This window comes from Aquiflexum balticum DSM 16537 (assembly GCF_900176595.1).
GTDB lineage: Bacteria > Bacteroidota > Bacteroidia > Cytophagales > Cyclobacteriaceae > Aquiflexum > Aquiflexum balticum.
In genome coordinates this window covers 1,164,384-1,177,833 of sequence record NZ_LT838813.1, presented here as the reverse complement: position 1 = coordinate 1,177,833, position 13,450 = coordinate 1,164,384, and the positions used below count along the sequence as shown (strand labels likewise).

The following is a 13,450-nucleotide window of genomic DNA, read 5'->3' as shown; positions in this document are numbered from 1 at the left end:
TATATTTTAATTTTCTATTTCTACCATTATCGGACAATGATCTGAATGATAGGCCTCTGGTAATATGACAGATCTTTTGATTCTTTCTTTCATGGAATCGGTAGTCATGTGGTAATCAATCCTCCAACCCAAATTTTTTCCCCTAGACCCTGCTCGATAACTCCACCAAGTATATTGATGTGGATTCTTATTGAATAACCTGAAACTATCATCAAATCCCGATTCAGTAAACTTATCCATCCATGCCCTTTCTTCTGGTAAAAATCCCGAAGAATTTTTGTTTGAAACCGGATTGTGAATATCTATTGGTTTGTGACAAATATTATAATCTCCACTCAATATCAAATTAGGTAATTTTTCTTTTAAATCCTGAGAATAACCATATATATCATCGAGAAAGATGTATTTGAAATCTTGCCTTACATCTCCGGTGGTTCCTGATGGAAAATAAGCTGATACAAACGAAAATGTTTCAAAGTCTGTACGTATCATCCTACCTTCATCGTCATACTTGGATATACCCATTCCATATTCCACGTGTTTGGGTTTCAATTTGCTCAATATGGCAACTCCACTGTAGCCTTTTTTAACTGCCGGAAACCAATATATGTTATAACCGATATCCTCAAATATAGCTTTATCGATTTGATTTAATTCAGCCTTTACTTCCTGTAAGCCTATGATATCAGGGTCTGTTGCCTTCAACCAATCTAAAAAGCCTTTATTTAATGCTGCCCGGATGCCATTGACATTGTAGGATACGATTTTCATTGGTATTTGATGCTTACTTTTTTGTTTATTTGATTTCTATTTGGAATTCTTGTTCAAAATAGTCTATCACCTGTATTTTAAGCAATTTTTCCTGCTCCAGAATGTCAAAATGAGGAAGTTTCTTTACCAGCTTCCAATGTGGCCAACCTTCCTGATCAATATAATCCAACTCATAAAATCCCGCTAAACTAAGAACCTTACAGATTGCAATGTGCATCAGGTCCTGCTTTTGTTCTTTGGAAAAATTTCTGTTACCCATACCTAATTCCTGCACTCCTATGAGGAATAAAACACTGTTTAAATCAGTGGGTTTTTTACCCACCAAGTCAGAAATTCCTAAAAGGAGTTTCCCCCAACGTTTTTCAAGATCAAGGTCTTTTTTAAACATTTTTCTTATTTTCCTTTTCCAATAATTCCCAATATTCCACAGCTCGCCTCAGGTGGGGAATCACAATGGATCCGCCTATGACAGTTGCAATAGAGAATACTTCAAAGATCTCCTCTTTTGTCAATCCGGCCTCATAGGATTTACCCAAATGATATTTAATACAATCATCGCAGCGCAAAACCATGGAACAGGCCAGTCCAATCATCTCCTTTGTCTTTACATTTACCGCACCTTCAGTGTAGGTATTGGTATCTAAATTGAAGAACCGCTTGATCACTTTGTTGTCAGAAGCCATGATTCTTTCATTCATTTCGCTTCTATAGGAATTGAATTCTTCTATTAAATTCATTAAATTTTGAGGAGGTTATGTTTTAAACTTCAAATATAACAGGTATTTAATCTAATTAAGTCTTAACAAGCTATTTTGGAATTACGTTTCTCCATTTTTGAAGATTTTTTGGCATTGGTTTTTCCAAAGACCTGTTGCCTCTGTAAACGGAGTCTATTTGACTTTGAAAATCAGCTATGTAAAATATGTATTGCAAATCTCCCCATAGCAGATTATCACCTTCGCCCACAAAACAATGACTTGGTGGTTAAAATCATGGGACTGACGCATCCTAACCTTGTGATGTCTTTTTTGAGGTTTACCAAGAAGGGTATAAGTCAAAGTTTGCTGCATCAGCTGAAATATAAAAACAGACCGGAAATTGGGGCAGAATTGGGCAGAATTTACGGCTCAATATTACACTCGGTTAATCTTCAGAATAATTGGGATGAAATTACTCCGGTTCCACTGCACCCCTTAAAACAAAAAAGAAGAGGTTATAACCAAAGTGAACAGTTTGCTAACGGTCTATCTGAATCTTTGGGTATACCTGTAAACATTTCATTGGAAAGAGTGCAGTTTACAGAAACACAGACCAGTAAGTCCAGAATTGAAAGGATTGAAAATGTTTCCGAAGTTTTTAAGGTAAAGAAAGAGAGTCAATTAGCCGGAAAGCGCATATTATTGGTAGATGATGTAATGACCACAGGAGCGACTTTGGTTTCCTGTGCCAATATCCTTCATCGCCAAATGGTCAAAACAGTGGATTTAGCAGTTATTGCAGCAGGAAAAGCTTAAATCAATTTGAAACAATTAAGCTGTGCAAAATTTAAAAATGTCTATTCTTTCTCCGATAAATCGCTTTTTAATTTTTTTACCGTTGATGTAAACAGTATTTTTTATCATTTTAATTTTTCACTATTTAAGTATTTAATTATCAAGCCTATGAAGAAGATACAAATCAATGAAAGAAGAGACTTCCTAAAGAAATCCGGAGTAATCGCCGCTGCAGTGAGCCTTGGTGCGACTTCCAGTTTAACTGCAGCTGATAGTAAAATCAAAAATAAACTTCCCAAATGGAGAGGTTTTAATCTACTTGATTTTTTCAATCCGGAAGCAGATAAAGGAAGGAAAAATCCCGAAAAATATTTTCAGTGGATGGCTGATTGGGGATTTGACTTTGTAAGGGTACCCATATCTTATCCTTCTTATTTGGATTTTGATAGGTCCAGGCCCATTTTGAGAGAAGAGGTGTTGAATTTTGATGAAAATAGACTTCAGGAAATTGACAAATTGGTAGACACTGCACATAAGTATGGACTTCATGTCAGTTTGAATTTACATAGGGCTCCGGGTTTTTGTATCAATGCCGGATTTATCGAACCGTATAATTTATGGAAGGATCAGGAAGCTTTGGACGCTTTTTGTGCACATTGGGAAATGTGGGCAAAGCGGTATAAAAGCATTTCTGCCAAGAAATTGAGCTTTGATTTGGTCAATGAACCCTACATGAGGGCGGATCCAAATGACCAACATTCACCCGGAGGACCGGTTCCCGTAGAAGATTATCATAGGGTAGCAAAAGCTGCCGTGGAAACCATTAAATCTGTAAAAAAGAAACGATTGGTCATAGCTGATGGAAATAGCGGCGGTGGCGTTGCTGTTCCGGAATTGGCTGATCTTGACCTCCATCAAAGTTGTCGCGGTTATCATCCACATTTGATTTCACACTTTAAAGCCCCTTGGTCTTATAAGGATGTGGACAGTCTTCCTACTCCAACATGGCCTGGAGAAATCAATGGCGTCATGCACAACAAACAAACCCTTGAAAAATACTATGAGCCTTGGGTGGATTTACTCAGAAAAGGAGTTGGGGTCCATTGCGGAGAATGTGGTGCTTTCAATAAAACTCCCCATGACGTGTTTTTGGCCTGGTTTGAGGATGTGTTGGATATTATGCATGAAAATGGAATAGGTTTTGGAATCTGGGAATTTTCCGGAACTTTTGGCATCCTGAATTCTGGACGGGAAGATGTGGATTATGAAAATTGGTATGGTGAAAAACTGGATAGAAAGTACCTCAATCTTTTGATGAAGTACGCCTAAAATTTACCAACTTCCTCCTGCACCACCACCTCCAAAGGATCCACCTCCGAAACCTCCAAAACCGCCGCCACCGCCAAATCCGCCAAAAGAACCTTTACCAGAGGAAAAGTCCCCAAATTTTCCTTTACTGCCGCCTTTGAGCATATTGGCAAGCATGATGGTGGTGAATAAATCAATTCCTCCGCCTTTGCCACCCATATGGTTGTTGTTGTCTTTCCTGTTTCTTATCAGAGGGAGGATTACAAATAGAAAGATAATGATCAAAAAGAAAATCAATGCTCCCCCATGTTCTCCGGATGTAGCTACTGTATCTGCTTTATATTCCCCTGAGGCCAATTTGAAGATCATATCGGTAGCTTTGTCCAATCCAGTGTAATAAGATTCCATTCTGAAATTGGGGACAATTAATTGGTCTACAATTCTTTTGGCCAAAATATCAGGGATCGCTCCTTCCATTCCATATCCCGTTGCAATGAATACTTTTCTATCATCCATAGCAGCAAGGATTAATATGCCATTGTCGAGGTCTTTTTGGCCGATTCCCCACTTGTCACCCAATTGAAATGCATAATCACTGATGTCATAAGGACCCAATGAACGGATCATGACAATGGTGACCTGGGTAGAAGTACTGTCATTATAAGCGACCAATTTGCGTTCTAATTTGAGAACTTCCTCTGATGTAAGGGTATTGGAAAAATCATTGACCAATTTGGGGGGATTGGGCAAAGGCGGAAAATCCCCCTGACCAAAGAGAGGAATAACCAGTAATTGAATAAATAAGAGGCTAAGAAGTAATTGTGATTTATTTACCATTGTGTTTTTATCCAAAAGAGATTTCATCAGGTAGTTCATTGATATCACCTTTTTGATTAAATGGGAAATGGGCTTTTAACTGTAAACCGCACATCTCAATACCAATTCTCAGTGCTTCAGTGAATCTCCCTTTTTTGAATTCTGCAAGCATCCTTTCTTTGATATTCTCCCAAAAATCAGCTGGAACCACTCCATTGATTCCACAGTCCCCCAGAATGGCAAACCTGTGATCTTGGACCGCCAAATAGAACAATACTGCATTCCTTTCCTTTGTTTGGTGCATTTTGAGTGTTTCAAACACCTCCGCAGCACGATCCATTACATCCCCGGAACAATGGTTTTCAATGTGCACCTGAATTTCTCCGGATGTTTCTTGTTCAGCTGCTTGTATAGCAGCAATGATGATATCCCTGTCTTCCTGAGAAAATAATTTTTCAGCCATAAACGTTAAAATTGAACTGTCGGTGCATTTTCTGAACCGGCTGCAGCTTCAAAATATCCCTTCCTTTCAAAGCCGTACCAACCGGCAAAGATGTTGTTGGGGAATGTTCTTAAATTGGCATTATAAGATTGTACCGATTGGTTGAAATTTCTTCTTGCTACTGCAATACGGTTTTCTGTACCCTCCAATTGGGCTTGGAGTTCCAAAAAGTTTTGGTTGGCCTTAAGATCAGGATACTTTTCCACAGTTACAAGCAGGCGGCTTAAGGCGCCACTCAATTGATCCTGGGCCTGTTGGAATTGTGCAATATTCTCCGGCGTCAAGTTATCAGCATTCAAATTGATCGATGTTGCCTTAGATCGGGCTTCAATCACGCCCGTTAGGGTTTCCTGTTCAAAATCCGCGTATCCTTTGACGGTATTGACCAAATTAGGTATCAGGTCAGCTCTTCTTTGGTATTGGGTTTCTACTTCTGCCCATTGTCCATTGATGGTTTCTTCATTTTGCACAAACATATTGTACACACCGACTGCTTTTGTGTAAATGAATATTCCAACAACAGCAATTATGAGAATTGGGATTAATGCTTTTTTCATGCTTTTGTGATTTTAAAATTTAGGACAAAGGTAAAAGAATAGAATAAATAATTTTATGGTAATTGTTTCGATTTACTTTTATTCGGAACTGGGAGATTTTAGATTTTTCAGATAAATATATATGGTTGTTCCTTCTCCAACTTTACTCTCAATTTTAAGATTGCCATCATGGGCACGAATTTGTTCCCGTACCAGATATAGGCCAAGGCCCTTTCCTTCTACGTGAGAATGAAACCTTTGGTAAAGACCAAACAACCTATCTTTATATCTTTCCAGATCAATACCGATTCCATTATCCCTAAATTCAATAACAGTAAAATTATTTTTCCTGTAAGTTTTTATTTCAATGATCGGATCTCTTTCTGCGTGCCGGTATTTGATGGCATTGGTGGTCAGATTGATCAGAAAATTTTCTAAATGAGAATAGATATAATTTATATTTGGAGCAGCTGTAAAGTTATTCCTCAGAATGGTTCCGGATTCCTTTATTTGTTTGGATAGACTTTTTTCTATGTTTCTGACCAACATTTTGAAACTTACCTCTTCTATTTTGGGAAGTTTGTTTTTTTTGATTGAAACTACTTCTATCAAATCTTCTAATGTACTGTGAAGTATATCGGTCGATATTTTCAGGTTTTCAATTATTTCATAATTTTCTATATCGGAGGGATTGCTGCTGTTATACAGATCCAATAGTGAAGAAATGTTTACGATTGGTGCTCTTAAGTTATGGGAAATGATATAAGCAAAGCGCTGCAGTTCCTCATTTTGTGATTTTAGATCTCTGATTAACTGTTCCCTTTCCGATTCTGATATTTTGATTTCGGTAATATTTTGGGAAACCAATAAAATCCGGTCAATAATACCTTTATCATTGACCAAAGGAACACCGTTTTTGAGGTAATATTGTTTGTCCACACCTACCTCAAACACTACTGCCTCCCCGTTCAATACTTTCTTGAAATAACCCTCAATTTCATGTATGTTTTCATTTTCATACATGGACATATGGGACGTTCCGATAAGGTTTTTGGGATCTATCCCAAGAGTGCGATAGCCTTTCCCATCGGTATATATATAGTTGAAATCTTTATCCAGAACGGCAATTATCCCTTTGGGGAAATTTTCAGCAATACTTCTAAAAAGTTGTTCGGACGCAATCAATCTGTTTTCAAAATTCAATCTGCTGAGTTCTGCACCGACTCTATCCGAAAGAACAGTCAGTAATCCTGATAATCCGGTACTATAAGGATGAGGTTTTTCATCCATCAAAACTAAAATCCCTAATCTGTTTTTTTCGATATCAGTAATCGGAATCCCTAAATAGGTAGAAATACCCAAATCAAACAAGGTTTTATCTTCAGGAAATTTTTCAAAGGCCCTGTTATGGATAATAAAGGGTGAATTAGAATCCAAACATTTTTCACAAGGAGTATTCTTTAAATTATAGGAATAATTTTTCTGCTTTTTTCCTTGCGCATAAATGGACAAAATTTCAGCAGAATGATCCTTTTCATTCACTTTTGCAATAAAACAATAGGACATAGAAAGTTTACCGGCAAGAAAACTGGTAAGTTCATTAAAAAACTTCTGGCCGCTATATCTTGATGTTCTTTCAGTAAGCTCAGAAAGAATGTTTGACACATATTGTTCTTCACTGATATCCTCCAGAATAGCCTGGAAAAGACCGTTTTCATCAACAGATTTTGCATTAACCCTGACATGGAACAGTTTTTTGTTGAAGTTGCTGACGTATGGTCCCTCGTAAAAGCCGTAACCTTTTTTTATACTGTCTTCATAGGCGACTTTAATAGGATGATTACCGACTATATCAAAAAGATTTTTACCTAACAAAAGGCTAGGGTCCATCACATCAATTTTTTCTATAAACCTCTTGTTTACATCCTGAATGACTCCTTCTCTGTCGTATTGAAAAATTGGTAGAGGGTTTTCATTAAATAAGGTCTTGTATTTGTTCAGGTTAAAAAAGGACTCTATTTCTTTTTGTTTGGTGTAAGTCACATCTACAAAAAAGCCTGCCCAAATTGATTCATTTTGATATTTATTCAACCTATTGGAAGCCCCATAAATCCATTTGGTTTCTCCTGAGGGGGTAATTATGCGGAAATTGGATTCAAATTTCTGGTCTTTCGTAAATGCATCTTTGTCTGCTGTGGTAACATTTTCAATATCATCCGGATGAATTAAACCCTTTAATGTAAGGTAATTCTCCATAATTGTGGATGCTTCCAGGCCCAGGAGATTATAGCTACCCTCACTTACAAAAATGAAATTTCTACGACCATCCGCGTATGCTTTAAGCAAATAAACCATTCCGGGTACTACTCCTGTGAGTTCGTCAAGGACGGTTTTGTGTTCCAATAGATCTTTCTCAATTTCTTTAAGGGCAGTTATGTCTGTGATGATTCCAAATACAAGGTTTTTTTGGTTTGGCTGTTCTTCAAATTTCTTGTTTTCATCTTTTACATAGATATAATGTCCACTGCTGTGCAACATTCTATATACCAATTTATTATAATGCTCAAAACCGTGATTGAAATAGTGCCTGTCTTCAGGATGAATCAGGTTAATCCAATCCTTTCCCGAAAAATCATCAAAAAAATGAACCGGATAACCCAAAATGTCTTCGAATCCACCTGATACTTTAAAAAGATCCGAATCTACATCATATTCATAGTAAATCACCCGGTTATTATTTGCAATTCTACCGATTACCGATGGTTTTTGATAGCCTTTGAAATCTGCAGAGGAACCATATTCCAACTGTATCAAATAGACTTCTTTATTCAGGACTTGCTTTGTCAAATATAAATGGTCAGGAAAGACAGTGAGGATTTCTGCACTGTCCAAATGCATGAATTCTGAAAACTTATTTTTATCTATAAAATCAAATTTGGCAATGAAATATTTTTCCCATTCCGAAATATTTTCGGGGTTTTTAAGTTCTCCCTTTCCAACATACACCCCGTTTTTTGATTTATCCAAAAGCCAGGAAACCTTGATGTTTTTGTTTGGGGGTAAGGGAGAAATCAAAACATTGATCAAATAAGAGTAATTTTCCTGAGAAATTACGTAGCCTTCTAGCTGTACAAACTGGAAGAGTTGTTTTTTCCAGACCAAGGGACAAATCACTTTATCTCCATTTCCCAGGATCTTAAACAAATATTGGAAAAAAGGTCTGGGCAATGTGGGAAGTATTTCTTCAAAAAAGGCCTCACGGTAAAATTTTTCTCCTTCATCAATTATATTCCTTATTTCGGAAGAAATATATAACAGTTCGAATTTGCCGTTATTATATTTTTTAACAGTAAATAATATATTTTTGAATGAATCTTTTGGGCTTTCAGACATCATTTAAATCAAACAAATAATAATAGCAAATCTTGTTGTTAGAAAATTCATCTTAGTTACATCGATTCAAATATACGATTCTTAACATATGATTGTAGAAATTAAATTGATGAAAAGCAAGAATTGAGAAACCCTTGTTAAATTTGCCTCTTTAGTTTGAATGTGAATGTATTGAGTTCAAAATCTTCCAGTTTTTCATCTGAATATCGTTTCATGATCAATTTAATTTCCCGCCCTTCTTCTGACCTGAAAATTTTAATGAGGTCGGACAATTCCCAAAAATCTAACGGGATGCCATTGATACTTACAAATTCATCTCCATCCCTTACCCCTGCATCAAAGGCAGGAGAGTCTTTGCGGACCTGGGAAACATAAATACGTAATTCGTCGGAAGGGATTACCCTGGGAACGATGCCGCTCATATCAAATTCAAAAGGCTCATAAAAAGTCAAGTTCCGCCTTACGAATATTCTTTCCCTCTGATAATCATAGATAATGTTCATCCTTCCCAAAATCTCCGATCCTAAACTTCCCTGCCGACCACTGTCTTTGATTACATAACTGAATTCTGTTTCATTTGGAAAGGAAGTAATGACGTTATTGAATTTGAAAGAATTTAAATTAAATGACTTGACCCTGCCCACAAAACCGTATAAATCGCCTCCAAGGGATCTTCCAAGATCAGTTTCAAGGTGATTTTCAGGAAGAACAATTTGATCGGATGTTTCTCTGTTCAGCAACAAACCATGATTGGCACCGGTGTCAATCAGTAGTTTCGCAATTAATTCATTTTCTGAACTAAGTTTGATTTTTGCATGTAAATAGGGCTTGCTGTTTTCCATTTTGATGGGTATTTTTTTGAATCCCAAAGGCCCCCACTTCATTGCATCCATTTTGTAAAAGGTAATTATCCCCTCATCGTAATTGATTTTTACAGGATTATATTTGAAAAACTCATATCCAATCACGCCAAAAACAGGAATTCCTATTACCCTTTCGAGTTCTAAAAAATCTTCATCCAATACCAATAAAGTTTGGAAGACCCCCTTTACTTCACCCATATCAAGTTCGTTGGTTGGGGAAACTGAAGCGGTCAAAACAGTCTGTCCATCTGCACCTACCAAATCGAGTTTTCTGGTATAATTCAGATTCAAAAAATCTCCAAAGGTTTTGCTGAACAGGATATTGGTTTTTACCCCTGTATCCAGCAAAAAATTTACTGGTGGGCCATTGTTTATGGATACGGGAATAATTATCAGATTATTTGAATTAATAAAAGGTAATTCTTTTTTCCTGCCTTCTTCTTTCATATAAAATCCGGGAACCTGGGCCGATAGCTCCATAAATCCGGTAAGGAATATAATTATAAAAAAAAACACTTTTCCTGGCATTGTACCTGTGGCTATTTTGGATTTGATGATAATATAATGATAAATAATTTTTATTGTGAAATTGTTCTAGAGTATTCAATTAAAACATCTGAATTGAATCCAAAGGATATATTTTATACGGATTCAGATCAAATATTAGTGTAACTAACTGTTACATTCTTTAAATTATTGAAAAAATCTAAAAAATACCCCATCTTTATTTTTTAGAATTATTAGACATGGCAGAAAAAGCGATTGTAGAAAAAGCAAAAAAAATTTTTGAGAATTTCCTGGTCAGACAGGGAAGTAGAAAAACCCCTGAAAGGTATTCTGTTATTGACGAATTATATGCCTTGCCACAGGATGAACACATAGATGTTGAAGGACTGTTTTTATTGATGAGAAATAAAGGCTATACCATCAGTCGTGCAACAATTTACAATACTCTGGATTTGTTGGTAGAATGCGGGTTGGCAGTGAAACATCAGTTTAAAGATAAAGTCGCACTTTACGAACAGGCACTTACCTACAAGCACCACGATCATCATGTGTGCAATCAGTGCAGAAAAATAAGGGAATTTTCAGATGAAAGAATCAATTTGATCAAGGAAGCCATGGGAAATGAATTTCAATCGGCTATCACAAGTCATTCTTTGGTGCTTTATGGAGATTGCCATATTCCTGATTGTGACAACCTGATTGTTCTCTGATTCAGGATTTAAAGATTTTTTTGTAGATGGGTTTTCGGTAAAGGAATTGAAGATACAAAGCTGGATATAACAAGACTGTAAAAATCCCAAACGCACCTTTGTAGGTGATTTCATCCCGGATGACTGTATTTTCGCCTACCTTTATCAGGCGGTGCCTGTGCCGCCACTCTTTGAGAAAAAAGGGTAGTTGCACTCCCTTATCCACAAAATAAAACTCCTTGGATGTGGTATTGTCCTCAATGATTTCACTCGTCCATTTTTGCTTGAACAACAGGAAATTGAGCTCTAAACTGACGATATCCCCTTTTTTTGAACCGTCAAATCGAAGCAGTTTTACAGGTGGAAAAGGAGGACTTAACTTGGTAAACAAAGTTTCGTCAAATCCTTCTTTTACAGCCAGATAATTCTGGTCGACCTTGGTTTCAATATTTATTTTCATCTTGAATATCCTTCATGCATAATGCTGATGCATACTGTTCACAATAAAACTCCCGCAGAAATATCTGAAACCAACAGCGAATTTTTTTGTTTAACATAAAACTGTGCAGGCATCATAATTCTGCGGGATTTTAAATCATTTGACTGGGATCTTTAGTTTCAATCCTAATTGAGCTTTTTCAGATATTTGAAGAATTCGCTGTCTGACGAAAGGATAATACTGGTGTTTTCATCCATTGATTTTTCGAAACTTTCCATGGTCCGCAAAAATTTATAAAGGTCTACAGCTGTGCGGTTTTTATTGTACGCAGAAGCATAGATATCTGTGGCCTCGGCATCTGCACGTCCTTTGATTTCTTCCGCCTCTCTAAATGCATTTGATTGGATTTCAGCCAAGTCTCTTTCTTTATCTCCCTCGATTTTCCTGGCTTCACCCTGTCCTTCTGACCTGAACTGATCTGCAATCCGGTTTCTTTCAGAAATCATCCTGTCATAAACACGGTCCCTTACCTCATCTACGTAGTTCATCCTTTTGAACTTAAAATCTAAAATTCTGACCCCCAAATCAGCCGTTCTCTCATTGGCTTTTTCCAGAACTATTTTTTCGATTAAAGCCCTTCCAACTGAGATATCATCTAATTTTTCAATTTCTTCCATAAACTCTTCCGTGACTTCAGGGTCTCTGTTTGTAGAACGGACAATATCCAATAAATCATGGCTGGCAATGGCATTTCGGGTTTCCCCATCCAAAATATCATCCAATCTTGATTGGGCCGAACGCTCATCTCTCAAGCGGATGAAAAACTGCAAAGGATTGGTGATTTCCCACCTCGCATAGGTATCGACAAAAATAAACTTCTTGTCTTTGGTAGGCACTTGGTTTTTATTCCCATCCCATTCCAGGTATCTTTTGTCAAAGAACTGTACCTTGTTCAAAAAGGGAATTTTGAAATTCAATCCCGGTTCAGTCCTTGGTTCTCCCACCGGTCTCCCGAATTGGGTTACTATCGCCTGTTGCGTTTCGTCCAGTATGTATATGCTGTTGGTCAATACCAGAACGGTAATTGCAACCAAACTTATCAGTATTATTCTTTTCGTTCTCATGGGTTGATGGCTTTAGCTCTGTCAATGTTCAATAAGGGCAATACATTGTTTCCTTTTTCATCAACAATGATTTTGTTACCGATTTTCGGCAATATCTTTTCCATTGTTTCCAGGTAAATTCTCTGCTTGGTTACCTCAGGGGCCTTAACATAAGCCTCAAAAAGGGAGTTGAATCTGTCCGATTCACCTTTCGCTCTGTTTACCCTGTTGAGGGCATAAGCCTCTGCCAACTGAATGGTTTCGAGTGCCTCACCTCTTGCCCTGGGGATCACCCTGTTGTATTCTGCTTCAGCTTGATTTATCAGTGTTTCTCTTTCTTGTTGGGCCTCATTTACTGCATTGAAAGAAGGCTTGACCGGTTCCGGAGGATTCACGTCCTGCAAAACTACCTGATCGATACGTATTCCGTTTTCATATTCATCACACAACTGCTGTAATAATACCTCTACACTCGTGGCAACTTCCTGACGGCCGACTGTAAGCACTTCATTTACAGTTCTGTCTCCTACTATTTTTCTCATGGATGCTTCTGACATGTCACGGAGAGTCTTTTCGGCATTTCTTACCCTGAATAGGTATCGGTATGAATCCACAATTCTATACTGAACGACCCATTCCACATCTGTCAGGTTGAGGTCACCGGTGAGCATCATACTTTCATCCCCATAATCTCCACTCGAATATTCGCTTCTCTGGGAAGCTTGAGTGGTCCGGAATCCAAATTCCTGTTTCAATTGTCTTTGTACCGGAATTTTATACATAGACTCCAAGCCAAAGGGTAAAATAAAATTAAGGCCTGGATCCACGGTTCTGTTGTATTTGCCGAGTTGAATGACAACCCCTTCCTCTTCTGGACCTACTGTTTTGGTGCTTGTGACGGCTGCCACCAACACTAAGAAACCCAAAACGATTCGGCCCAGGTATTTTTTTATCCAATCCGGATCAATATTGATTTCATATTTGTTTTCTGCCATATCTGTTATTGGTTTATTCGTTAATTTTCAATCTA

At 37.4% G+C, this 13,450-nt stretch carries 14 protein-coding genes; 3 read left to right on the top strand and 11 right to left on the bottom strand.

Annotated elements, in window-relative coordinates:
* Positions 1-6 precede the first annotated feature (6 nt).
* Genes B9A52_RS05215 through B9A52_RS05205 form a run of 3 tightly spaced genes read right to left on the bottom strand, consistent with a single transcriptional unit; the run spans position 7 to position 1,508 of the window.
* Positions 7-771 carry an exodeoxyribonuclease III gene (locus B9A52_RS05215; RefSeq protein WP_084119302.1) on the bottom strand — a complete coding sequence of 255 codons (765 nt, stop codon included), beginning with the start codon at positions 769-771 and terminating at the stop codon, positions 7-9.
* 25 nt (positions 772-796) lie between these two features.
* A complete protein-coding gene (locus B9A52_RS05210; protein ID WP_084119301.1) occupies positions 797-1,159 on the bottom strand; it encodes a hypothetical protein in 363 nt (120 codons plus the stop codon).
* Positions 1,152-1,508 carry a carboxymuconolactone decarboxylase family protein gene (locus B9A52_RS05205; RefSeq protein ID WP_084119300.1) on the bottom strand — a complete coding sequence of 119 codons (357 nt, stop codon included), beginning with the start codon at positions 1,506-1,508 and terminating at the stop codon, positions 1,152-1,154. The genes B9A52_RS05210 and B9A52_RS05205 overlap by 8 nt, the downstream gene beginning before the upstream one ends.
* A 75-nt stretch (positions 1,509-1,583) precedes the next feature.
* Between B9A52_RS05205 and B9A52_RS05200 the strand changes: the two genes are divergently transcribed.
* Together B9A52_RS05200 and B9A52_RS05195 are read left to right on the top strand one after the other, a co-directional pair.
* The gene (locus tag B9A52_RS05200) at positions 1,584-2,285 is read left to right on the top strand and encodes a ComF family protein (RefSeq protein WP_084119299.1); all 702 of its coding nucleotides are present in this window, start codon (positions 1,584-1,586) and stop codon (positions 2,283-2,285) included.
* Positions 2,286-2,432: 147 nt separating this feature from the next.
* Complete coding sequence (locus tag B9A52_RS05195; RefSeq protein WP_084119298.1) at positions 2,433-3,593, top strand: cellulase family glycosylhydrolase; 1,161 nt, start codon at positions 2,433-2,435, stop codon at positions 3,591-3,593.
* Between the two features lie 3 nt (positions 3,594-3,596).
* Here B9A52_RS05195 and B9A52_RS05190 read toward each other — a convergent pair whose 3' ends face one another.
* From B9A52_RS05190 to B9A52_RS05170, 5 genes are all read right to left on the bottom strand, one after another.
* The gene (locus B9A52_RS05190; protein ID WP_394334881.1) at positions 3,597-4,448 is read right to left on the bottom strand and encodes a TPM domain-containing protein; all 852 of its coding nucleotides are present in this window, start codon (positions 4,446-4,448) and stop codon (positions 3,597-3,599) included.
* Positions 4,417-4,851, bottom strand: coding sequence for a TPM domain-containing protein (locus tag B9A52_RS05185; RefSeq protein WP_084119297.1), 435 nt, complete (start codon positions 4,849-4,851; stop codon positions 4,417-4,419). Before B9A52_RS05185 ends, B9A52_RS05190 begins: the two co-directional genes overlap by 32 nt.
* 5 nt (positions 4,852-4,856) lie before the next feature.
* A complete protein-coding gene (locus B9A52_RS05180; RefSeq protein ID WP_084119296.1) occupies positions 4,857-5,447 on the bottom strand; it encodes a LemA family protein in 591 nt (196 codons plus the stop codon).
* A gap of 78 nt (positions 5,448-5,525) precedes the next feature.
* Positions 5,526-8,630 carry a PAS domain S-box protein gene (locus B9A52_RS05175; RefSeq protein WP_231955498.1) on the bottom strand — a complete coding sequence of 1,035 codons (3,105 nt, stop codon included), beginning with the start codon at positions 8,628-8,630 and terminating at the stop codon, positions 5,526-5,528.
* Positions 8,631-8,956: 326 nt separating this feature from the next.
* Positions 8,957-10,162 carry an aspartyl protease family protein gene (locus tag B9A52_RS05170; RefSeq protein ID WP_231955497.1) on the bottom strand — a complete coding sequence of 402 codons (1,206 nt, stop codon included), beginning with the start codon at positions 10,160-10,162 and terminating at the stop codon, positions 8,957-8,959.
* A 266-nt stretch (positions 10,163-10,428) separates the two neighbouring features.
* Between B9A52_RS05170 and B9A52_RS05165 the strand changes: the two genes are divergently transcribed.
* Positions 10,429-10,899, top strand: a complete 471-nt coding sequence (locus B9A52_RS05165; RefSeq protein WP_084119293.1) for a Fur family transcriptional regulator — start codon at positions 10,429-10,431, stop codon at positions 10,897-10,899.
* Between the two features lies 1 nt (position 10,900).
* Here B9A52_RS05165 and B9A52_RS05160 read toward each other — a convergent pair whose 3' ends face one another.
* The 3 genes from B9A52_RS05160 to hflK all read right to left on the bottom strand — a co-directional run bounded on the left by B9A52_RS05160 (position 10,901) and on the right by hflK (position 13,415).
* A complete protein-coding gene (locus B9A52_RS05160; RefSeq protein WP_084119292.1) occupies positions 10,901-11,338 on the bottom strand; it encodes an SRPBCC family protein in 438 nt (145 codons plus the stop codon).
* Positions 11,339-11,502: 164 nt separating this feature from the next.
* Positions 11,503-12,441: a protease modulator HflC gene (hflC, locus tag B9A52_RS05155; RefSeq protein ID WP_084119291.1), complete on the bottom strand. Its 939-nt coding sequence runs from the start codon at positions 12,439-12,441 to the stop codon at positions 11,503-11,505.
* Positions 12,438-13,415: an FtsH protease activity modulator HflK gene (hflK, locus tag B9A52_RS05150; RefSeq protein ID WP_084119290.1), complete on the bottom strand. Its 978-nt coding sequence runs from the start codon at positions 13,413-13,415 to the stop codon at positions 12,438-12,440. The genes hflC and hflK overlap by 4 nt, the downstream gene beginning before the upstream one ends.
* Between the last annotated feature and the right edge of the window lie 35 nt (positions 13,416-13,450).

What these genes read in the sequence shown, in the direction of transcription:
- B9A52_RS05215 (WP_084119302.1), bottom strand. Translation starts at nt 771, where the DNA reads ATGAAAATCGTATCCTACAATGTCAATGGCATCCGGGCAGCATTAAAT.
- B9A52_RS05210 (WP_084119301.1), bottom strand. Translation starts at nt 1,159, where the DNA reads ATGTTTAAAAAAGACCTTGATCTTGAAAAACGTTGGGGGAAACTCCTT.
- B9A52_RS05205 (WP_084119300.1), bottom strand. Translation starts at nt 1,508, where the DNA reads ATGAATTTAATAGAAGAATTCAATTCCTATAGAAGCGAAATGAATGAA.
- B9A52_RS05195 (WP_084119298.1), top strand. Translation starts at nt 2,433, where the DNA reads ATGAAGAAGATACAAATCAATGAAAGAAGAGACTTCCTAAAGAAATCC.
- B9A52_RS05190 (WP_394334881.1), bottom strand. Translation starts at nt 4,448, where the DNA reads ATGAACTACCTGATGAAATCTCTTTTGGATAAAAACACAATGGTAAAT.
- B9A52_RS05185 (WP_084119297.1), bottom strand. Translation starts at nt 4,851, where the DNA reads ATGGCTGAAAAATTATTTTCTCAGGAAGACAGGGATATCATCATTGCT.
- B9A52_RS05180 (WP_084119296.1), bottom strand. Translation starts at nt 5,447, where the DNA reads ATGAAAAAAGCATTAATCCCAATTCTCATAATTGCTGTTGTTGGAATA.
- B9A52_RS05170 (WP_231955497.1), bottom strand. Translation starts at nt 10,162, where the DNA reads ATGGAGCTATCGGCCCAGGTTCCCGGATTTTATATGAAAGAAGAAGGC.
- B9A52_RS05165 (WP_084119293.1), top strand. Translation starts at nt 10,429, where the DNA reads ATGGCAGAAAAAGCGATTGTAGAAAAAGCAAAAAAAATTTTTGAGAAT.
- B9A52_RS05160 (WP_084119292.1), bottom strand. Translation starts at nt 11,338, where the DNA reads ATGAAAATAAATATTGAAACCAAGGTCGACCAGAATTATCTGGCTGTA.
- hflC (WP_084119291.1), bottom strand. Translation starts at nt 12,441, where the DNA reads ATGAGAACGAAAAGAATAATACTGATAAGTTTGGTTGCAATTACCGTT.
- hflK (WP_084119290.1), bottom strand. Translation starts at nt 13,415, where the DNA reads ATGGCAGAAAACAAATATGAAATCAATATTGATCCGGATTGGATAAAA.